The 20,044-nt window shown below is 74.4% G+C and carries 17 protein-coding genes and 1 pseudogene; 7 read left to right on the forward strand and 11 right to left on the reverse strand.

Annotated elements, in window-relative coordinates; genetic code table 11:
• Nucleotides 1-86: 86 nt before the first annotated feature.
• Both AC1WTP_RS21155 and AC1WTP_RS21160 read right to left on the reverse strand, forming a co-directional pair.
• On the reverse strand, nucleotides 87-275 hold the full coding sequence (locus AC1WTP_RS21155; RefSeq protein ID WP_481650986.1) for a DUF397 domain-containing protein: 189 nt from the start codon (nucleotides 273-275) through the stop codon (nucleotides 87-89).
• Nucleotides 266-1,054: a helix-turn-helix domain-containing protein gene (locus tag AC1WTP_RS21160; RefSeq protein ID WP_481650987.1), complete on the reverse strand. Its 789-nt coding sequence runs from the start codon at nucleotides 1,052-1,054 to the stop codon at nucleotides 266-268. Before AC1WTP_RS21160 ends, AC1WTP_RS21155 begins: the two co-directional genes overlap by 10 nt.
• A 228-nt stretch (nucleotides 1,055-1,282) precedes the next feature.
• Between AC1WTP_RS21160 and AC1WTP_RS21165 the strand changes: the two genes are divergently transcribed.
• Nucleotides 1,283-1,501: a hypothetical protein gene (locus AC1WTP_RS21165; RefSeq protein WP_481650988.1), complete on the forward strand. Its 219-nt coding sequence runs from the start codon at nucleotides 1,283-1,285 to the stop codon at nucleotides 1,499-1,501.
• Complete coding sequence (locus tag AC1WTP_RS21170) at nucleotides 1,501-1,746, forward strand: flavin reductase (RefSeq protein ID WP_481650989.1); 246 nt, start codon at nucleotides 1,501-1,503, stop codon at nucleotides 1,744-1,746. The genes AC1WTP_RS21165 and AC1WTP_RS21170 overlap by 1 nt, the downstream gene beginning before the upstream one ends.
• Nucleotides 1,747-1,764: 18 nt before the next feature.
• Here AC1WTP_RS21170 and AC1WTP_RS21175 read toward each other — a convergent pair whose 3' ends face one another.
• On the reverse strand, nucleotides 1,765-2,283 hold the full coding sequence (locus tag AC1WTP_RS21175) for a hypothetical protein (protein ID WP_481650990.1): 519 nt from the start codon (nucleotides 2,281-2,283) through the stop codon (nucleotides 1,765-1,767).
• Nucleotides 2,284-2,392: 109 nt separating this feature from the next.
• A complete protein-coding gene (locus tag AC1WTP_RS21180) occupies nucleotides 2,393-3,325 on the reverse strand; it encodes an ABC transporter ATP-binding protein (protein ID WP_481650991.1) in 933 nt (310 codons plus the stop codon).
• A gap of 132 nt (nucleotides 3,326-3,457) precedes the next feature.
• Here AC1WTP_RS21180 and AC1WTP_RS21185 point away from each other — a divergent pair, with 132 nt between their 5' ends.
• Nucleotides 3,458-5,905 (forward strand): TRAP transporter permease, encoded by a 2,448-nt coding sequence (locus AC1WTP_RS21185; protein ID WP_481650992.1) that lies wholly within the window; start codon nucleotides 3,458-3,460, stop codon nucleotides 5,903-5,905.
• The gene (locus AC1WTP_RS21190; protein ID WP_481650993.1) at nucleotides 5,902-6,927 is read left to right on the forward strand and encodes a TAXI family TRAP transporter solute-binding subunit; all 1,026 of its coding nucleotides are present in this window, start codon (nucleotides 5,902-5,904) and stop codon (nucleotides 6,925-6,927) included. Before AC1WTP_RS21185 ends, AC1WTP_RS21190 begins: the two co-directional genes overlap by 4 nt.
• Nucleotides 6,928-6,990: 63 nt before the next feature.
• Here the strand turns inward: AC1WTP_RS21190 and AC1WTP_RS21195 are convergent, their stop codons facing one another.
• The 6 genes from AC1WTP_RS21195 to AC1WTP_RS21220 all read right to left on the reverse strand — a co-directional run bounded on the left by AC1WTP_RS21195 (nucleotide 6,991) and on the right by AC1WTP_RS21220 (nucleotide 13,774).
• Nucleotides 6,991-7,527 carry a hypothetical protein gene (locus AC1WTP_RS21195; RefSeq protein ID WP_481650994.1) on the reverse strand — a complete coding sequence of 179 codons (537 nt, stop codon included), beginning with the start codon at nucleotides 7,525-7,527 and terminating at the stop codon, nucleotides 6,991-6,993.
• Nucleotides 7,527-9,422 (reverse strand): DNA primase, encoded by a 1,896-nt coding sequence (gene dnaG, locus AC1WTP_RS21200; RefSeq protein ID WP_481650995.1) that lies wholly within the window; start codon nucleotides 9,420-9,422, stop codon nucleotides 7,527-7,529. Before dnaG ends, AC1WTP_RS21195 begins: the two co-directional genes overlap by 1 nt.
• Nucleotides 9,423-9,514: 92 nt before the next feature.
• Nucleotides 9,515-11,149 (reverse strand): BCCT family transporter, encoded by a 1,635-nt coding sequence (locus tag AC1WTP_RS21205; protein WP_481650996.1) that lies wholly within the window; start codon nucleotides 11,147-11,149, stop codon nucleotides 9,515-9,517.
• Nucleotides 11,150-11,265: 116 nt separating this feature from the next.
• Nucleotides 11,266-12,102: a siderophore-interacting protein gene (locus AC1WTP_RS21210; RefSeq protein WP_481650997.1), complete on the reverse strand. Its 837-nt coding sequence runs from the start codon at nucleotides 12,100-12,102 to the stop codon at nucleotides 11,266-11,268.
• A gap of 10 nt (nucleotides 12,103-12,112) precedes the next feature.
• Entirely contained in the window at nucleotides 12,113-13,378 is a 1,266-nt protein-coding gene (locus AC1WTP_RS21215) for a deoxyguanosinetriphosphate triphosphohydrolase (RefSeq protein WP_481651010.1), read from the reverse strand.
• A 45-nt stretch (nucleotides 13,379-13,423) separates the two neighbouring features.
• Entirely contained in the window at nucleotides 13,424-13,774 is a 351-nt protein-coding gene (locus AC1WTP_RS21220; RefSeq protein WP_481650998.1) for a VOC family protein, read from the reverse strand.
• Between the two features lie 199 nt (nucleotides 13,775-13,973).
• Here AC1WTP_RS21220 and AC1WTP_RS21225 point away from each other — a divergent pair, with 199 nt between their 5' ends.
• On the forward strand, nucleotides 13,974-14,459 hold the full coding sequence (locus AC1WTP_RS21225; RefSeq protein ID WP_481650999.1) for a roadblock/LC7 domain-containing protein: 486 nt from the start codon (nucleotides 13,974-13,976) through the stop codon (nucleotides 14,457-14,459).
• A 117-nt stretch (nucleotides 14,460-14,576) separates the two neighbouring features.
• On the opposite strand, the gene ppdK is transcribed toward AC1WTP_RS21225, so the two are convergent.
• Nucleotides 14,577-17,285, reverse strand: coding sequence for a pyruvate, phosphate dikinase (ppdK, locus tag AC1WTP_RS21230; protein ID WP_481651000.1), 2,709 nt, complete (start codon nucleotides 17,283-17,285; stop codon nucleotides 14,577-14,579).
• Between the two features lie 244 nt (nucleotides 17,286-17,529).
• Between ppdK and AC1WTP_RS21235 the strand changes: the two genes are divergently transcribed.
• Nucleotides 17,530-19,323, forward strand: a complete 1,794-nt coding sequence (locus AC1WTP_RS21235; protein WP_481651011.1) for a beta-N-acetylhexosaminidase — start codon at nucleotides 17,530-17,532, stop codon at nucleotides 19,321-19,323.
• Between the two features lie 503 nt (nucleotides 19,324-19,826).
• Nucleotides 19,827-20,044 (forward strand): annotated as a pseudogene (locus AC1WTP_RS21240) (C39 family peptidase); the annotation flags it as partial.

Below are 20,044 nucleotides of genomic sequence, written 5' to 3' on the forward strand. Positions count from 1 at the left end.
AGGTACGCGAATACGTCCTCCCGGGTGGACGCCGCTACGTCCTCCGGGCTGGCCGCGTCGGACCGGCAGGCGACGGAGTGGGCGCGCTACCGCCGGGCGACGCGGCCGACGAACGCCCGCCACGCGGCGGGATCGAAGGTCAGCGCCGGGCCGCCCGGGTCCGTGGAATCGCGTACGGCCACCACGCCGGGCAGATTGTCGGCCACCTCCACGCAGTTGCCGCCGCTGCCGTTGCTGCGGGTGCTCTTGCGCCACCGGGCGCCGGTCAGATCCATGTCTCCGCCACTTCCGCCATCAACTCAAGGGATTGCTGCTGCGATAGTGCCTCACCACGGATCGACTCCCACACCTCGACCATCTGCCGCACGTACTCGGCGCGGTCGATCACCTGGCCGTGGCGCTGTCCGGCGAGGTAGACAAGGTCCTCCCCCTGCGGCGAGGTAGCGATCACAAAGGGTCCGCCGAGCCCAGCGTAGGCACCGGCGGGGATCGGTACGACCTGTATCCGAACCCTGGGGAACGCCGACCCGAGTTTCACCAAGTGCTCCATTTGCTCGCGCATCACTCCCGGCCCGCCGACGCGGCGACGCAGCACGTACTCGTCAACGACGGCAGTCAGCAGCGGAGGTCGGTCGCGGGTGAGCAGCGCTTGGCGGTCAATCCGGGTCGCCACCTGCTGCTCGATCTCGTCCGGCGCGAACAGCCCGCCGCCGGCCAGCAGCGCTCGGGCGTAGCCCTCGGTCTGCAACAGGCCGGGCACGCACAACGGCTCGAACGTGCGCAGCGCTGTGGCCTCCTGCTCAATCCCGGCCCAGTCGCGGAACCAGGGCACCACGGTCTCCCGGCTGATCCGTCGCTGGATGCGCTCGAACCGCCCGTCCGCCCCGAACACGGTGTCGCACCGGCGGGCGAAGTCGAGGCTCGGCCGGCGCTCGCACGTCTCCACCTTGGCGACCAGGGCGCCCGAATAGCTCAGCGCCTCGGCCAGCGCGGCCTGGGACATGCCACTGGTGGCCCGGGCGAGCCGCAACTCCTCCGCGAAGTGGTCCAACATGGACGAACGTTCCACGGACAGCCTCCGTACATCCTCGTACCGCCAGGCACCGGCCGCCGTACGCCCCGGTCGTCGGCGCGCGGGACCTCCCACCGTAGTCGGGTCCTCACCAGACTGTCACGCAGCGGAACCGCTCACGGGATCGGACGGCGGGCGGAACCAGGCCGGGGGCGCCCGGCGACAACGAGGTCCGGGGCGCCCCCTTCCCACCTCGATGGAGGCTCCCCCATGCGACTCAGGTTCTGGCGCTGCCGCCGCCCGACGCCACCCGCCGCGCTCCCCCGGCGTACGCCCAACGAGCCCCCGGCGTGGGCGAGCGCGCCGACGGAGGTCTTCCCGACCGACGGCCCGGGACGCCCGGGGCGGCTGACCCGGGCGCAGGAATGGCGGGCGAACGGCGGCCACCGGCTGCCGTCGCCGCGCCGGGCCGGGGAGGGCACGCGCTGATGCCGCGCTACCGCCCGCACGTCGCGGCGCGCCCGTCCTGGCGCTGCCGGGTCTGCGGCGCCGCGTGGCCCTGCTCCCCGGCCCGGCTGGCGCTGCTCGGCGAGTACCGCGAGCACCGGACGGGCCTGCTGATCTACCTCGGCACGCTGATGCACGAGGCCATGACCGACCTCGCCGACCTGAACGGTCAGGTCGTGCCGGACGGGCTGGCCGAGCGCTTCCTGAGCTGGGCGAGGGCGCGTTGACCAGCACGGCCGGTCGGCTCAGCCGCGGACCGCGCGGAGCAGCAACCGGAGCGCGTAGCCGAGCAGCAGCACGCCGGCGCCGGCGCCCACCACCAGGCCCGCCGACACTCCGGTGGCCAGCCCGGTCACCAGCCCGGCCAGCGCCACCGCGCACATCGCCACGCCGAGCGGCCGCAGCAGCGGATCGCCCAGCAGCGGGGCGAGCGGGAAGAAGTGCAGCCCCACCACGGCGCAGACCAGCGCCGGGACGAACTCGGACCAGCCGGCGGCGGCCAGTGCCACGGCGCCGAGCGCGGCGAGGGCGAACTCGGCCACGACGATCAGGAGGTAGCGCCGGTCGGCCGCGCGGTCGCGGGGCCCGGCGCGCGCGGCCCGGGACCGGGCCGTGACGATGCCGCCGCCGACCGCGGTGAGCAGCGCCGCCAGGCTGCCGGCCACCAGCGCGCCGCGCAGCGGCTGCTCGGCGGCCGGCACACTGAACCAGACGGTGGCGAAGATGCCGAGGTAGAGCGCCCCGAGCCCGTCCTGCCGCCGCACCCGAACCTCCACCGCGGACACCGGCACCCCCGTTCGTCGGCCCGGGCCACCGGCGGCCGGGCGTCCGGCCGATGCTACGGCCACCGGACCCGCCCGGCGGGCCGGCCCGTCAGTCGACCAGGGTGCGCCCGGTCAGGTGCAGGAAGACGTCCTCCAGGCTGCTGCGCCGGACCAGCACGTTGGCCGGGGTGAGCCCGAGCGCGCCGACCTCGGCCACCGCCGCGTCGCCGTCGGGGACGTAGAGCAGGATGCGGTCGGGCAGCACCTCGACCCGTTCCGCCAGCCCGTCGACCTTGCCGGCGAACGCCTCCTGCGACTCGGCGGCGAAGCGCAGCTCGACCACCTCGCGGGTGGAGTGCCGCTCGATCAGCTCGCGCGGCGAGCCCTCGGCGACGATCCGCCCGCCGTCCATCACCACCAGGCGGTCGCAGAGCTGCTCGGCCTCGTCCATGTAGTGCGTGGTGAGCACCAGCGTGACGCCCTGCTGCTTGAGCCGGAACAGCCGCTCCCAGACCAGGTGCCGGGCCTGCGGGTCGAGGCCGGTGGTCGGCTCGTCGAGCAGCACGATCTCGGGCTCGTTGACCAGGGCGCGGGCGATGGTCAGCCGGCGCTTCATGCCGCCGGAGAGCGGCTCGACCTTGCTGTCGGCGCGCTCGCTGAGCTGGACGAAGTCGAGCAGCTCGGCGGCGCGGGCCCGGGCCACCCGGCGGGAGATGCCGAAGTAGCGGGCGTAGGTGGTGAGGTTTTCCCGGACCGTGAGCTCCGGATCCAGGTTGTCGAGCTGCGGGCAGACGCCGAGGCGAGCCCGGATCGCCGGACCGTCGCGGACCGGATCCATGCCGAGGATGCGCAGCTCGCCGCCGCTGGGCGGGGAGGTGCAGCCGACCATCCGCATGGTCGAGGACTTGCCGGCGCCGTTGGGCCCGAGGAAGCCGAACGCCTCGCCGGGACGCACCTCGACGTCGATGCCGTCGACGGCGGTGAAGTCGCCGAACCGCTTCACCAGCCCCCGGGCCTGGATGAGTGGTTGAGCCGTGGTCACCGCCCGACCCTAGCCGCCGGGTCCGACACCGCCACCCGGTTTACCCGCGCCGCCGACGGTGCGCGCTGACGACACGCGGCGACGGATCATCGATGCCCCGTCCCGTCGTTGATCGACGTGTATCGTCCCATCGTGTCGCCAACCCGTTCCCCCGACGGTTCGCCGCCACCCCCACGGCCGGCCGATCCGGCCGGCGCCGCCGCGCCGGCCGCGCCCGGGCCGCCCCGGGGCGGGTCACCGCCCCGGCCGGCCGAGCCGCCCGCCACGGAGACCGTGCCCGCCGGCGCACCGGACCACGCCGAACGCCCCGCCAGCGACGCCGGCGGACCCGGGCCCACCGCGGGCCCGGATGGCGGCACCACCGAGACCGACGACGACCGCGGCCCCGGCGGGAGCCCGGATGGCGGCACCACCGACGACGGACCCGGCCCCGCCGCCGCACGACCGGACGGTGGGGCGGGCGGAGCCGCCGGGGTGGAGGCCCGTGCCGAGGCCGGGACGCCGGACCTGGCCGCCCGGTTCGAGGACGAGAAGCCGGGGCGGATCCTCGGCGGACCGGCCGCCCTGCTGCTCACCGGCGTGGCGCTCGCGGTCGCCGTGCTCGCGCTCTGGCAGGTGTTCCGCCCGTTGCCGCAGGGCAGCAAGTACTACCTGATCATCTTCCTGGCGGGCGTGCTGCCGCTGGTCTTCCTCGCCTACCCGGCCGACCTGCCCCTGCCGGCCCGGCTCCGGCGCGCGATCCGGCCCGGCCGGTCGGTCACGGAGGGACCGGACGGACCGGTCCGGCCGGCGGGCGGCGCGCGGCCGACGCTGCCGGACTGGGCGCTCGCCGCCCTGGCCCTGGTCGCCTGCCTCTACCCGGTGCTGCCGGTCCGCCTCGGTACGGGCGGCGGTGGCTACAACGCCTTCCTCGACCGGCAGGGCCTGCTCGTGCCGCTGGACCTGGTCATGGGCACGGTGCTGCTCCTGCTGCTGCTGGAGGCGTGCCGGCGGACCACCGGCTGGATCCTGCCCGCGGTCTGTCTGCTCTTCCTCGGCTACGGCTACTACGGCGGGCTGCTGCCGCAGTTCTGGCCGGTCGCCCACGCCGGGCTCGACTTCGGCCAGCTGGTGGACGCGTTCTACAACTCCGACAGCGGCTTCTACGGCACCCCGCTCGACGTGGCCGCCTCGTACATCGTGCTCTTCACCATCTACGGCGCGGTGCTCGACTTCTCCGGCGCGGGGCGGTTCTTCGTGGACCTCTCCACCGCGGCGTTCCGCCGGTCGCGGACGGCCGCCGGGCGGACGGCGGTCGCCTCCGGCTTCCTGCTCGGCACCGTCTCCGGCTCCGGGGCCGCGACCACGGTGAGCATCGGCGCGGTGACCTGGCCGATCCTGCGGCGGGCCGGCTACCCGCCGGAGCGGGCCGGCGGCATGCTCGCGGCGGCCGGGGTGGGCGCCATCCTCTCGCCGCCGACGCTGGGCGCGGCGGCGTTCATCATCGCCGAGTACCTCGGCGTGTCGTACCTGCAGGTGCTCGGCTGGGCGACCGTGCCGACCGTCCTGTACTACCTCGGCATCCTGCTGGCCGTGGAGATCGACGCCCGCCGCTCCGGGGTCCGTCCGGTGCGGATCGACGCGGCCTCGCCGTGGCGGTTGCTCGGCCGGTTCGGCTACCACTTCGCCTCGCTGGTGGCCATCGTCGTGCTGCTCGCCGTCGGCGTCTCCGCCACCCGGGCGGTGGTGCTGGCCACCGTCCTGGCCGCCGCGCTGTCCTTCCTGGACCGTGCCCACCGGCTCACCCCGGCCCGGCTCGGCGCCGCCCTCGTCGGTGGCGTACGCGGGGTGCTCGCGGTGACCGCGGTCTGCGCCGCCGCCGGCATCATCACCGCGACCACCACCAAAACCGGCCTCGGGCCGCAGGCGGCGGCGCTGCTGGTGAGCGGCGCGCAGGTGGTCGCCTCGGACCCGACCCTGGTGCTGGCGCTGACCGCGGTGCTCGCCGCCGTCGCGCTCAGCCTGCTCGGCCTGGCCGTGCCGGTCACCGCCTCGTTCGTGATCGGCTGGGTGATCATCGGACCGGCGCTGCTCGACCTCGGCGTGGCGACCCCGGCCGTGGCGATGTTCGTCTTCTACTTCGCGGTGCTGTCCGAGGTCTCCCCGCCGACCGCGCTCGCGGCCGTCGCGGCCGCCGCGGTCACCGGGGGCCGGCTGGTGCCGACCATGTGGCAGACCCTGCGCTACGCGCTGCCGGCCTACCTGACGCCGATCGCCTTCGTGCTCACCCCGGCCGGGCTCGGGCTGCTCGGCATCGGCGGCGCGCGGCGGATCGCGGTCGCCGGCGTGGTCGTCGCGCTCAGCGTCGCCGTGCTGGCCGTCGCGGCGGGCGGCTGGCTGCCCGGCGTCGGCCCGGCCGGCGTCCCGGAGCGCGTCCTCGGCGCGGTGGCCGGGGTGACCCTGCTCTGGCTCGAACCCGTGCCGGTGGCGGTCGGCGTCGCGCTGGCCGCCGTGGCGGCCACGGGCGTGCTGGTACGACGCGGAACCGCCGGCCGGGCCGCTGGGCCGCGCGCCGGAACACCGGAGGTCAGGGAGGTATGACAGTGAGCGGGAACAGGGTTCGGTTGGTGGCGGGCGTGAGCGTGCTCGCCCTCACCGCGGCGGGTGTCGCGGGCTGCGGCGGCCGGCAGGGCGGCGCGGCGAAGGACGACACCGCCAGCGAGGTCACCTGCGAGGTGACCGCGGACACCCGGGTCGGCATCGCGACCGGGAACGCGACCGGCGTCTACTACGTGGTCGGCAACGCCCTCGCCGGGCAGCTCTCCGGGTCCACCGGCGGGAAGCTGACCGGCACCGCCGCCGAGACCGGCGCGTCCGTGCAGAACATCGAGCAGCTGGTCGCCGGCCAGTACGACGTCGCCTTCTCGCTCTTCGACACCGCGGTCAACGCGGTGCAGGGCAAGGAGAACTTCACCGCCCCGCAGCCGGTCGAGGCGCTCGCCCGGATCTACGACAACTACACCCAGGTGGTGGTGCGGGCCGACGCCGGCATCGCCTCGGTGGCGGACATGCGGGGCAAGCGGATCTCCACCGGCTCCCCCAAGTCCGGCACCGAGGTGATCGCCAACCGGCTGCTCACCGCCGCCGGCCTGGACCCGGCCAAGGACGTCCAGGCGCAGCGGCTCGACCTCGCCAAGACCGTGCAGGGCGTCAAGGACGGCACCATCGACGGCTTCTTCTGGTCCGGCGGGGTGCCCACCGGAGGGTTGACCGACCTGTTCACCACCGCCGGCGACCAGGTGAGGTTCCTCGACATCACGCCGCTGCTGCCGAAGATGGCCGAGTTGAACCCCGCCTACCAGGCCGGCACGATCGGCAAGGACGTGTACCGGACGGCGGCGGACACGCCGACCATCGTGGTGCCGAACGTGCTGCTGGTCCGCAAGGACCTGGACGCGAACGTCGCCTGCGCCATCACCAGGACGGTGTTCGAGCGCAAGGACGCGCTGGCCCAGGCGAACCCGGCGGCGAAGGGCATCAGCCTGGAGACCGCCCGCCGGACCGACCCCGTGCCGCTGCACCGCGGCGCGGACAAGGCGCTGCGGGACCTCGGGGCCCGCTGACCCCGGTCGCCGGGCCCGGTGCGGCACCCGCCCGGGCCCGGTGCGGCGGACGCCCCGGCCCGGTCAGCCGTCGGTGGGCGCGGCGGCGGCGCGGGCGGCGGCGACCAGCCGGTCGGTCTCGGCGAGCACCGCGTCGTCGTCGACCGGGGTGCCGGGATCGAACCGGACCGTCCAGGTCAGGCCGTCCACCCCGGGCACCCGGCGGGCGGCGACCCGGCCGGCGCCGCCGGGCACCGGGTGGTGCTGGGTGTACGCCACCGAACGGGTCACCCGGGCGCGCACCTGGTGCGGCAGCTCCCCCGGATCGAGCAGCAGGTAGGTCTCGGCCGGGCAGTCGGCGACCACCAGGTAGCCGTCGCGCTCGGCGACCCGCTCGGCCGGCGTGACAGTCAGCTCGCGGCCGGACCAGACCGCCTTGAGGATGTCGTGCCAGCCCAGCCGGTGCCCCCGGCCGGGCAGCCAGAGCCCGAGGTTGCTGGCCACCACCACCCCGTCGCCCTCGCCGTTGCCGGCGGCGGCCCAGGCCAGCACCCGCTCGTCGGCGGCCAGCGGCGGGCGGGCGGCGGCCGGCAGCTTCGGCTTGCGGTTGAACAGTCCCATCACAGCCCTCCCGCGGCCTGCTCGCGCAGCGCCCGGGCGTGCTGCTCCAGCGAGAGCAGCTCGCCGAAGAGCGCGAAGTACTCGTCCTTGTTGTTGACCGGGTTGATCCGCTGGATCCGCGACTTCAGCTCCCTGATCCGGGCGGTCACCGACCCCCACTGCAACCGGGCCATGGTGACCGAGACGTAACGCGGATCCGGCTCGCCGTCGATCCGCAGCGGCTCCACCGCCAGCTCGCCGACGAGCGCCTGGGCGGCGAGGTCCTCGCAGGCGTCGCGGACCGACTCGATCCAGACCGCGCCGCCGGTGGCGGCCGCGGCCCCGCCGGCCGCCGCCACGGCGGCGCGGACCGCCGCGTGCACCGGGTGCCGGTACTCCGCCGCCTCGACCGCGTCGAACATCGGCCCGGCCAGCACCGGCTCCTGGAGGGCGAGCTTGAGCGCCTCGCGCTCCACCATCGACTGCGGGCTGTCCACGCTCGGCTCGGGCCGGGCGGGTCGGGACGGCGCGGGCGCGGCACCCCGGCCGGGTTGGCTGGCGGCGGCCAGCACGGCCCGCTGTACCGGCTCGATCTCCATGCCGAGGTCGCCGGCGAGCTTGCGGACGTACTCCGGGCGCTTCTCCCGGTCCTTGATCTTGGCGACGAGCGGGGCGGCCCGGCGCATCGCCTCCACCCGGCCGTCGACGGTGTCCAGGTCGTACCGGTTGATCACGTGGCGCAGCGCGAAGTCGACCAGCGGCTCGCGGCGGGCGACCAGGTCGCGCACCGCCAGGTCGCCCTTGGCGAGCCGCAGCTCGCACGGGTCCATGTTGTCGGGGCTGACCGCGATGAAGGTACGGCCGACGAAGCGCTGGTCGTCCTCGAACGCCCGCAGTGCCGCCTTCTGCCCGGCCGCGTCCCCGTCGAAGGTGAAGATGATCTCGCCGGCCACCGCGTCGGTGTCCAGCAGCAGCCGACGCAGCACCCCGATGTGGTCGGCACCGAACGCGGTGCCGCAGGTCGCCACGGCGGTGGGCACCCCGGCCAGGTGGCAGGCCATCACGTCGGTGTAACCCTCGACGACGACCACCTTGCCCTGCTTGGCGATCTCCCGCTTGGCCTGGTCGATGCCGTAGAGGACGTGCGACTTCTTGTAGATCGGCGTCTCGGGGGTGTTCAGGTACTTCGGGCCGTCGTCGTCGTCGAAAAGCTTGCGGGCGCCGAAGCCGATCACGTCGCCGGTGAGGTCCCGGATCGGCCAGAGCAGCCGGCGACGGAACCGGTCGATCAGCGAGCCGGAGCGCGACGGCCGGGACAGCCCGGCGGTGACCAGCTCGTCGTGGCTGAAGCCCTGCTGGCGCAGGTGTTTGGTGAGCAGGTCCCAGGCGTCGGGGGCGAACCCGCACCCGTACCGCTCGGCGGCGGCCTTGTCGAAGCCGCGGCGGGCGAGGAACTCCCGGGCCGGCCGGGCCCCGGCGGTGCCGAGCTGGGCCCGGTAGAACTCGACGGCGGCGGCGTGCGCGGCGACCAGGCGCTGCTTCTGCCCGTGCTGCGGGCGGGCGGCCCGCGGCGCGGCCGAGTCGGTCTCGACGTAGCGCAGCTGGATGCCGGCGCGGGCGGCGAGCCGCTCGACCGCCTCGACGAAGCTCAGGTGCTCGGCGTCCATCAGGAACTTGATGGCGTCGCCGCCGGCGCCGCAGCCGAAGCAGTACCAGACGTTACGGGCCGGCGAGACGTTGAACGAGGGGCTCTTCTCGTCGTGGAAGGGGCAGAGGCCCTTGAGGTTGCCACCGCCGGCCGACTTCAGGGTGACCGTCTCGGAGATCACGTCCGCGATCGAGGTGCGCTCCCGGACCAGCGCGATGTCCTCGTCCCGGATCCGCCCAGCCATGTCCGCCACCCCCTCGGCGTACATCCTGCCCTGCCGGACCGACGGCCCGCCGCCGGGGGACACCCGGTGTGGCGGCCACCGCCACCGCCGGGGCCGGGTGCCGGCCGCGGGCCGGGTCAGCGGGGGCGGCGGCGCAGGTAGCGCCGTACCGGCGGCGGGTCCTCCTCCTGGTACGACCGGGCGGCGCGCACCGCGGCGGCCAGGCCGTAGCGGCGCACCCGGGGCGGCGGGTTGATCGCCGGATCCCGGGACATGTCCCGGACCAGCGCCACCGCGAGGCCGAGCATGACCACCACGAACGGCAGCGCGACCAGGATGGTCGCCTGTTGCAGGGCGTCCAGCCCGCCGGCCAGCAGCAGCACCGCGGCGGTGGCGCCGATCAGCACCCCCCAGGTGACCACCAGCACCCGGTGCGGCCGCAGCGCACCTCGGGAGGTCAGCGAGCCGAGCACCAGCGACGCCGAGTCAGCGCTGGTGACGAAGTACAGCGCGATCAGCACCATGGCCAGGACGCTGGTCAGCGTCGCCAACGGCAGGGCGTCCAGCAGGCCGAAGAGAGCCTGCTCGGTGCCCGCCCCGACGTCCGCGACCAGGTCCCGCGCGCCGGTGGCCTGTGCCCGCAACGCGCTGCCGCCCATCACCGCGAACCAGAGCGCGCTGGCTCCGCTCGGCACCAGCAACACCCCGACGAGGAACTGCCGGACCGTCCGGCCCTTGGAGATGCGGGCGATGAAGGTGCCCACGAAGGGCGCCCAGGAGATCCACCACGCCCAGTAGAAGATCGTCCAGGAGCCGAGCCAGGACGGGTCGGAGAAGGCGCCGGTGCGGGTCGACATGAACACCAGGTTGCTCAGGTAGTCGCCGATCGAGGCCGGCAGCACCTCCAGCGTGTAGATGGTCGGCCCGACCGCGAAGACGAAGAGCATCAGCAGCACGGCCAGCAGCACGTTGGTGGTGGAGAGCCACTTGATGCCCTTGTGCAGCCCGGAGAAGGCGGAGATCGCGAAGGCCAGCGTGAGCGCGCCGATCACGACCAGCTCCACCGCGGTCGTGTCCGGGATGTTCGCCACCAGGTCGAGGCCGGCGGCGACCTGGAGCGCGCCGAGGCCGAGGCTGGTCGCCGAGCCGAATACGGTGGCGAAGACCGCCAGCAGGTCGATCACCCGGCCGGCCGCCCCGTCGGCCCGGTCGCCGAGCAACGGACGGAACGCCGCGGAGATCCGGTTCTCCCGCCCCTTCCGAAAGGTCGAGTACGCGAGCGCGAGCGCCACCACCGCGTAGATGCCCCAGGGATGCAACGTCCAGTGGAAGAGGGTGTACTGCATCGCCGTCGCGCCGGCCGCACCGGTCTGCGGTGCGACGCCGGTGGCCGGCGGGGGCGTCGCGTAGTGCTGGATGGGCTCGGCGACGGCGAAGAAGACCAGGCCGATCCCCATCCCGGCGCTGAACATCATCGCGACCCAGGCCAGCGTGCTGAATTCGGCCTCGTCCTGGTCGGCGCCGAGCCGGATCCGGCCGAACCGGGTCGCCGCGATCACGAGCGCCAGCACCAGGAAGGCGTCGGCCGCGACGACGAAGAACCAGCCGAAGGTGTCGATCGCCCAGGCCAGGCCCGAGTCACCGAAGCTGGCCAGGGATCGCCTCGACAGCGTGCCCCAGGCCACCACGGCCAGCACGCCCGCCACGCTGAGCGCCAGCACCACCGGGTCGACGGCTCCCCGCCGAGCCGGCAGTTCCTGCTGCTCGGACATCTGCACCCCCGCCCGATCCTGCTCGGGCGACGAGGTCGGCCGGCGCGGATCGCGCGAAAGTCAGCCGTCCGGAGCAGGACCGCGGCCCGCGCGGGGCGGCGTCACGTGGGGCGCCGTCAGGCGGTGACGGCGCTGGACTCCTCGGCCTCGACCTGGCGGTTCCAGTCGGGCTTGGTGGAGCGCCACGCCTCGTCGTCCATGCCGCGGCGCCAGTAGCCGGAGATGGAGAGCCGGCCCCGGGGCACGCCGCGCTCGAGGCGGAGCAGCCGGCGCAGCTCCCTGACCCAGGTCGCCTCGCCGTGCACGAAGGCGTGCACGTCGCCGGGCGGGAACTCCAGCGCGCGGACCGCGGCCACCAGCGCCTCGCCGACCGGCCGGTCGCCGCGGTGCAGCCAGCTCAGCCGCACCGCGCCGGGGCTGAGCAGCCGCTGCTCCTCGGCCGGATCGGCGATCTCGACCAACGCGACGGCCGGGGCGCCGACGGGCAGCCGCTCCAGCGCGGCGGCGATCGCCGGCAGCGCGCTCTCGTCGCCGACCAGCAGGTGCCAGTCGGCGTCCGGGCTCGGTGCGTACGCCCCGCCGGGGCCGACGAAGCGCACCGGGTCGCCGGGGCGCAGCGCGGCCGCCCACGGGCCCGCCAGCCCCTCGTCGCCGTGGTGCACCACGTCGACGGTCAGTTCCCCGGCCAGCGGGTCCCAGGCCCGCACCGTGTACGCGCGCAGCCGGGGCCACTGCTCGCGGGGCAGGTCACGACGGATCGCGGCCAGGTCCACCGGGTCCGGGTGGTCGACCCCGGGCACCGGGAACAGGATCTTGATGTAGTGGTCGGTGAACTCGCCCACCGGCAGGCCGGCCAGCTCCTCGCCGCCGAGCACCAGCCGGATCAGGTGCGGGGTGGGCCGCCCGGTGCGCAGCACCCGGGCGGTCGTGACCTTCTTGGCGCGCTCCGTCATACCAGTTAGGTTAGCCTAAGTTGATGACGCCCCCGACCGGGGCACCACCACCCACCAGCCGCGTGTGCCAGGCGACGGCCGCCGGGTCGGTGAGCGAGGCCACCTGGTCGACCACCGCCCGCAGCCGGCCGGCGTCGTCCGGGGCGGCCCGCCAGAGCGGCGCGAAGACCGGGTCGAGCGCGTCCGGCGCCCGGTCGGCCAGCACGGCGACCAGATCGCCGATGATCTCCCGCTGCTGCTCGTACCGGCTCCGCGCGCCCGGCCGTCGCATCACGTACCGCAGCGCGATGCCCTTGAGCAGCGCGCACCGGGCCCGGATCGACCGCGGCACCACCAGGTCGGCGGCGTACCGCCGGTGCGGGCCGGCGCCGAACCGCCGCTCGGTGGCGGCCACCGCTGCGGAGACGAAGCGGCCGGTCAGCACGCTGGTGGTGGCCTTCAGCGCGGCCTGTGCCCGGTGGCTGCCGTCGTATCCGGCGAGCGGGGCGAGCACCGGGTCGGCGAGCAGGTCGACCAGCACCTCCCCGAGGTCGGCCGGGGACTCGCCGGAGTAGGTGGCGGCGACGTCGGCGCAGAGGGCGGCCCGCTCGTCGGGGTCGGTCAGCAGCGGGCGCAGCGTGAGGTAGCCGCCGTGGATGCCGTCCTCCACGTCGTGCACGGAGTAGGCCACGTCGTCGGCCCAGTCCATCACCTGGGCCTCCAGGCAGCGCCGGTCGTCGCCCGGGCCGCCCGCGCGCAGCCAGCCGAAGACCGGCAGGTCGTCGGCGTACACCCCGAACTTGCGCTGACCGGGACGGCGCGGCCAGGGATACTTGGCGACCGCGTCGAGCGACGCCCGGGTCAGGTTGAGCCCGGCGGAGGAGCCGTCCGGCGCCAGCACCTTGGCCTCCAGCCGGGTCAGCACGCGCAGCGTCTGCGCGTTGCCCTCGAAGCCCCCGCAGGCCGCGGCGAGCTGGTCCAGCGCGGCCTCGCCGTTGTGCCCGAACGGCGGGTGGCCGAGGTCGTGGGCCAGCCCGGCGGTGTCCACCACATCCGGGTCGCAGCCCAGCCGGGCGCCCATCTCGCGGGCGATCTGGGCGACCTCCAGCGAGTGGGTGAGCCGGGTACGCAGGAAGTCGTCGGTGCCGGCCGTGTGCACCTGGGTCTTCGCGGCGAGCCGCCGGAACGCCGCCGAGTGCAGCACCCGGGCCCGGTCCCGCTCGTACGGCGACCGGCCGTAGGCCGAGTCCTTCGGCGGCTCCTCGACCCGGCGCCGGGCGTCGGGCGGATCGTCCACACCGGACCGGCCGGCCCCGGGCTGGCCACTCAACCGGCCACCGGCCTAGTCACGCTGCCGCAGCACGCAGAACTCGTTGCCCTCCGGGTCGGCGAGCACGGTCCACCCGACGTCGCCCTGCCCCACGTCCACGTGCCGGGCGCCCATGTCCACCAGCCGCTCGACCTCGGCCTCCTGGTCGCTGGGGCGCAGGTCGATGTGCAGCCGGTTCTTGCCCTCCTTGCCGTCGGGCACCGGCACGAACACGATGCCGGGCAGCCGGTCGGCGGACTGGCGGATCTCCACCTCGTCCGGCTTCTCGGTGACCACCTGGTAGCCCAGCGCCTCGGCCCACCAACGGGCGAGACGGGCCGGATCCCGGGCATCGACGGTCAGGCTCTCCCAGGCGCTGCTCATGTCGATCAGGGTACGCCCGGACGGCCGCCACGGCGCGCCGGCGACGTGCCGTACGGACGCCCACAACCCCCGATCAGACGAGAGTTGTCGGCCGATCGCCGACGGTCACGGGATCGCGGGACGGCATTGTCCACCGGTAGCGTCTCGGATGCGGAACGTGACGACTGACCGGTGACCCGACGGTGGGAGAGAGACGCGCGTGGACGAGGACACGGTGGGAACGGAGTTGCGGGGGCTGCGCCGCCGCCGCCCGGAGGTCGCCGGCACGGTGCTGGCGGGCACCGACGGCCTGCTCATCTCCAGCGACCTGCCCACGACGGACGCCACCCATCTCGCGGCCCTCGCGGCGGCCAGCTTCGGCCTCGGCCACCGGGTGGCCGACACGGTGCGCCAGGGCGAGTTCCGCGAGTCCGTGGTGCGCACCTCGGCCGGCTGCGTGGTGACCTACCCGGCCGGGCACAGCGCGCTGCTCACCCTGATCGCCGGGGCCGCCGCCGACCTGGAGGCGCTGCACGCCGACGCCCGGGCGGTCGCCCGCCGGGCCGGTTCCGCGCTGGACGGCCGGCGCGGCCCGGTCGGCGCCACCGCGCTGCCGGCCACGCACGGCCCGCTCGCCACGCGCACCCCGATGGCCACCCTGCCCACCCGGCACCCGCACGCCACCTGGCGCCGGCCACCCGTCTGACCCCTGGTCCGGCGGGGATCGCCCCGCCGGGGCGCCGGTGGCGCCGACGGGCTCCGAAACCCGGCCGGCGGCGGGCCCGGAAACCGGGCCCGCCGCCGGAGGCGTACGAATCGGGGGTCAGCGGCTGTCGGAGCCGGTCGTCTCGACCACGGCCCGGCCGGCCTCCAGCCGGGCGACCGGCACCCGGAACGGCGAGCAGGAGACGTAGTCCAGCCCGACCTCGTGGAAGAAGTGCACCGACTCGGGGTCGCCGCCGTGCTCGCCGCAGACGCCGAGCTTCAGCCCCGGGCGCGCCGCCCGGCCCTCCTCGGCGGCGATCCGGACCAGCCGGCCCACGCCCTCCCGGTCGATCGACTCGAACGGCGAGATGCCGAAGATGCCCAGCTCCAGGTAGCGCCAGAAGAACGCGCCCTCGACGTCGTCCCGGGAGAAACCCCACGCCATCTGGGTCAGGTCGTTGGTGCCGAAGGAGAAGAACTCGGCTGCCTCGGCGATCTGCCCGGCGGTCAGCGCCGCCCGGGGCACCTCGATCATCGTGCCGATCAGCACCTCGACGCCGCTGTCCCCGACCACCTCGGCGATGATCTTCTCGGCCTCGGCGCGGACCGTCTCCAGCTCCTGCACCGCGCCGACCAGCGGCACCATGATCTCCGGCTTGGCCGCCGCGCCGTCGCGGGTGACCGCGACCGCCGCCTCCGCGATGGCCCGGACCTGCATGGCGAAGAGGCCGGGGATGACCAGGCCGAGGCGTACGCCACGCAGACCCAGCATCGGGTTCTCCTCGTGCATCCGCCGGACGGCGGCGAGCAGCGCCTCCTCCTTGGCCACGTCCTCGCCACGCTCCTGGGCGACCGCGACGTTGACCGCGAGCTGCTCCAGCGGCGGCAGGAACTCGTGCAGCGGCGGGTCGATCAGCCGGACGGTGACCGGCAGCCCGTCCATCTCCCGGAAGATCTCCATGAAGTCGGCCCGCTGCAACGGGAGCAGGGCGGCGAGCGCCTCGTCCCGCTCGGTCTCGTCGCGGGCCAGGATCAGCCGCTCGACCAGTTCGCGCCGGTCGCCGAGGAACATGTGCTCGGTGCGGCAGAGGCCGATGCCCTGGGCGCCGAACCGCCGGGCCCGGGCCGCGTCCGCGCCGGTGTCGGCGTTCGTGCGGACGGCCAGCCGCCGCTTGCCGTCCGCGTGCGTCATGATCCGGTGTACGGCCCGGACCAGCGCGTTGTCGATGTGCTCCGGGTCGAGGCTGCCCTCGAAGTACTGCACCACCTCGGAGGGCATGACCGGCACCTCGCCGAGGTAGACCTTGCCGGTGGTGCCGTCGATGGAGACGACGTCGCCCTCGCTGACCGTCCGCCCGGCGACGGTGAACCGCCGCTGGGGGATGTCGATGTCCAGCTCGTCGGCGCCGGAGACGCAGGTCTTGCCCATCCCCCGGGCCACCACCGCGGCGTGGCTGGTCTTGCCGCCCCGCGAGGTGAGGATGCCCTTCGCGGCGATCATGCCGTTCAGGTCGTCCGGGTTGGTCTCCCGGCGGACCAGGATCACGTCCTCGCCCTGGGCGGCCAGCTCGACCGCGCGGGCGGAGGTGAAGACCACCTTGCCCACCGCCGCGCCCGGTGACGCGCCGATACCCTTGGCGACCGGCTGGAACTCGTGGTCGAGCTGGAAGCGCGGGAACATCAGCTGGGCCAGCTGCGCGCCGTTGACCCGGTGCAGCGCCTCGTCCAGGTCGATCAGGCCCTCGTCGACCAGCTGCCCGGCGATGACGAAGGCCGCCGCGGCGGTGCGCTTGCCGACCCGCGTCTGCAACATCCAGAGCTTGCCGCGCTCGATGGTGAACTCGATGTCACAGAGGTCCTTGTAGTGCTCCTCCAGCCGGGCCATGTAGTCGAGCAGCTCGTCGTAGGACTTCTTGTCGATCCGCTCCAGCTCCTGCAACGGCACGGTGTTGCGGATACCGGCGACCACGTCCTCGCCCTGGGCGTTGGCCAGATAGTCGCCGTAGATGCCCTGCGCGCCGCTGGCCGGGTCCCGGGTGAAGGCGACGCCGGTGCCGGAGTCGGGGCCGAGGTTGCCGAAGACCATCGACACCACGTTGACCGCGGTGCCCAGGTCGGCGGGGATCCGCTCCTGCCGGCGGTAGAGCACCGCCCGCTCGGCGTTCCAGGATTCGAAGACCGCGCGGATGGCCAGGTCGAGCTGCTCGCGCGGCTCCTGCGGGAACTCCCGCCCGGTGTGCTTGGTGAAGATCTTCTTGTACGCGTCGACCAGGCCGCGCAGGTCGTCCGCGTCCAGGTCCAGGTCGTTGGTGGCGCCCTTGGCGCGCTTGGCGTCGTCGAGCGCGTGCTCGAACTCCTCGCCCGGCACGTCGCAGACGGTCTTGCCGAACATCTGGATCAGGCGACGGTAGGAGTCCCACGCGAACCTGTCGTTGCCGCCGGCCTGGGCGGAGAGGCCCACCACGCTCCGGTCGTTGAGACCGACGTTGAGGACGGTCTCCATCATGCCGGGCATGGAGAACTTGGCGCCGGAGCGGACGGAGACCAGCAGCGGGTCCTCCGGGTCGCCGAGCCGCCGGCCCATCTCCCGCTCCAGCGACTCCAGGTGGGCGGCGATCTCGTCGGCCAGCCCGGCCGGCTCCGATCCGGTGGCCAGGTAGGCCTTGCACGCTTCGGTGGTGATGGTGAAACCGGGTGGGACGGGCAGGCCGAGGTTGGTCATCTCGGCCAGGTTGGCCCCCTTGCCGCCGAGCAGGTCCTTCATGCCCTTGTTGCCCTCGGCGAAGTCGTAGACGTACTTGTGTTCCGCCGTCTCTTGCGCTGCCACCAGAGCCTCCCACGCGCGCCGGTCCGACACTTAACGAAGGTTCAGTTGCTCCCATACCCCGAGGCCGGGCACCGGTAATCCCGGTGCCGCGCCGGCCGGTGGGCGAAGGTTAAGCGAACATCGGGTGGGCTGGGACCGTTCGGTGACAATAGGCACAGCCATCACGACTATCCGCGTTCGTGCCGGTTTCTGGGAACGCTTCCATGAGCACGATCACGCAATTCCGGCCTCCCTCGTACCCTTGATGACACGCGTTTCGGTGAACTTCACCTTTGCCATAACCGCCGCAAATACACCCCCGGGAGCCGCCGCCGTGTCCACCCTCCCCTCCGCCGCCGACCAGGACGGGCCGCTGCGCGAGCCGGCCGCCGCCGACCAGGACCGGCTGCCGCTGCGCGAGCCGGCCGCCGCCGACCTGGCGCGCACCGCCGCCCGTACCGCCGGCGACCTGCTCGCCCCGCCGGCCCCGGCGCGCCTCGGCGACGTGGTGCCGGCCCCCGAGCAGGTCCGCCCCGACCCCGACGCCGATCACGTGCTCACCCCCGACGCGGTGATCCGGGTCAGCGCCGACCCGGCGGCGCTGGCCGTCGCCGAGCAGCTCGCCGCGCTGCTGCGCCCGGCCACCGGTTACGCGCTGCCGGTCACCGACTCCGCCCACCCGGAGCCGGCCGGCGGCATCGCGCTGGTGCTGGTCGACGACGACACGCTCGGGCCGGAGGGCTACCACCTGGACGTGGCCCGGGCCGGGGTGCGGATCGCCGCGGCCGGGCCGGCCGGGCTGCTGCACGGCGTGCAGACCCTGCGCCAGCTGCTGCCTCCGGCGGTCGAGAGCCGCACCCCGGTCGCCGAGCGCTGGGCGCTGCCCGGCGGTTCGATCACCGACCGGCCGCGCTTCGCGTACCGGGGCGCGATGCTCGACGTGGCCCGGCACTTCTTCCCCGTGGCGGACGTGCTGCGGGTGGTCGACCACCTGTCCCGGTACAAGCTCAACCACCTGCACCTGCACCTCACCGACGACCAGGGCTGGCGGATCGCGGTCGAGTCGTGGCCGCGGCTGGCCGCCGTGGGCGGGATCGGCGAGGTCGGCGACGGCCCCGGCGGGTACTACACCCGGGCCGACTACCGGCGGATCGTCGGCTACGCGGCCGAGCGGCACATCACCGTGGTGCCGGAGATCGACCTGCCCGGGCACACCAACGCCGCGCTGGTCGCGTATCCGGAGCTGGCGCCGACGGGGATGATTCCCACGCCGTACACCGGCACCGAGGTCGGCTTCAGCTACGTCGACCCGGCCAACGAGCGGACGTACGACTTCGTCGCCGACGTGCTGGCCGAGGTCGCCGCGCTCACCCCCGGTCCGTGGCTGCACATCGGCGGCGACGAGGCGTTCAAGGTGAAGGGGGAGGCGTACACCGGCTTCGTCGAGCGGGTGCAGCAGATCGTCGCCGGCCTCGGCAAGAGCCTCGTCGGCTGGCACCAGATCGCCCCGGCCGGGCACGCCGACGGCCGGGTGCTCCACTGGTGGGGCACCGACCGCGACGACCCGGCGACGGCCGAGGCGGTGGGCCGCGGCGCCCGGCTCATCCTCTCCCCCGGCAACCACGCCTACCTGGACATGAAGTACGCCGTGGACACCCCGATCGGGCACGACTGGGCCGGCCTCATCGACGTGCGGCGGGCGTACGAGTGGGAGCCGGCGACGCACGTGACGGGCGTGCCGGAGTCGGCGGTGCTGGGCGTCGAGGCGCCGCTCTGGACCGAGTCGGTCACCTCCCGGGCGGAGATCGAGTTCATGCTCTTCCCCCGGCTGCCCGCCCTCGCCGAACTGGGCTGGTCCCCGCGCGACACGCACGACTGGGACCGGTTCCGCGATCGGCTGGCCGGGCACGGTCCGCGCTGGGCCGCCGCCGGCATCGCCTTCCACCGCTCGCCCGAGGTGCCCTGGCCGGCGGAGGCTCCGGTCCCCGCGGGCTCGGCACCGGCGATCCCGGCCCAGCGCGGCCCCGAGGAGGATCCCGCGGCCGCCCCGTCCGCCTGACCACCCCTCCGCCGGGCCGGCTGCCCGGGTCCTGGCCGGCGCCGGCCCACAGGAGCACCCGGTCCGCGGGCCCGGCCGCGCTCGTGCCGGGACGACCCCTCGGGTCCTGTGGCGTCGCGCTCTCGTCGTCGGTCCCCGGGCGCCACGCTCCCGGCAAGGCGCTGGACGGGTAGGAGCGGCTGAGTCGTTTACGACATCAGCTCGACAGCGTGCCCGCTACGCCCCTGCCCTGCGCGGCGGCGTCTCCGCCCGGACGCCCGGTCATCGACCAGATGTCCGCTTCGTCGCGTCCCGGTCGTGTCCGACCGTCCCGGTTGAGCGGCGGGCGTCCCGTGGTCGGGCCCACCCTGGTCGCGGAATCGCCGGCCGGGCCGGGTGGTTGAACATGGCATACCCGCGCCGCCCTCCCGGCGCCGGCACGCGGGAACGACCTTCCTTTCCACGGCGCACCGCACCCCCTCACGGCGTGTGTCGTGTCCCCCGATCGAAAGGTTCTGATCATCATGCGTACCGACATCCTGCAGAAGACCGCGCTGGCCGTGGCCGGCCTCGCCGTCACCGGCGGTGCCGTCGCCCTTCCCTTCGCCGCCGCCGCCGAGCGGCCCTCGCCGTCGGTGCAGGCCGAGGCCGCCCGCAAGCACGGCGAGCGGGAACTGGGCGTGCGCTACGAGGCCCAGCCGAACTTCTACTACTGCGGGCCCGCCGCGACCCGCAACGCCCT

It is taken from the genome of Micromonospora sp. R311, from assembly GCF_056780015.1.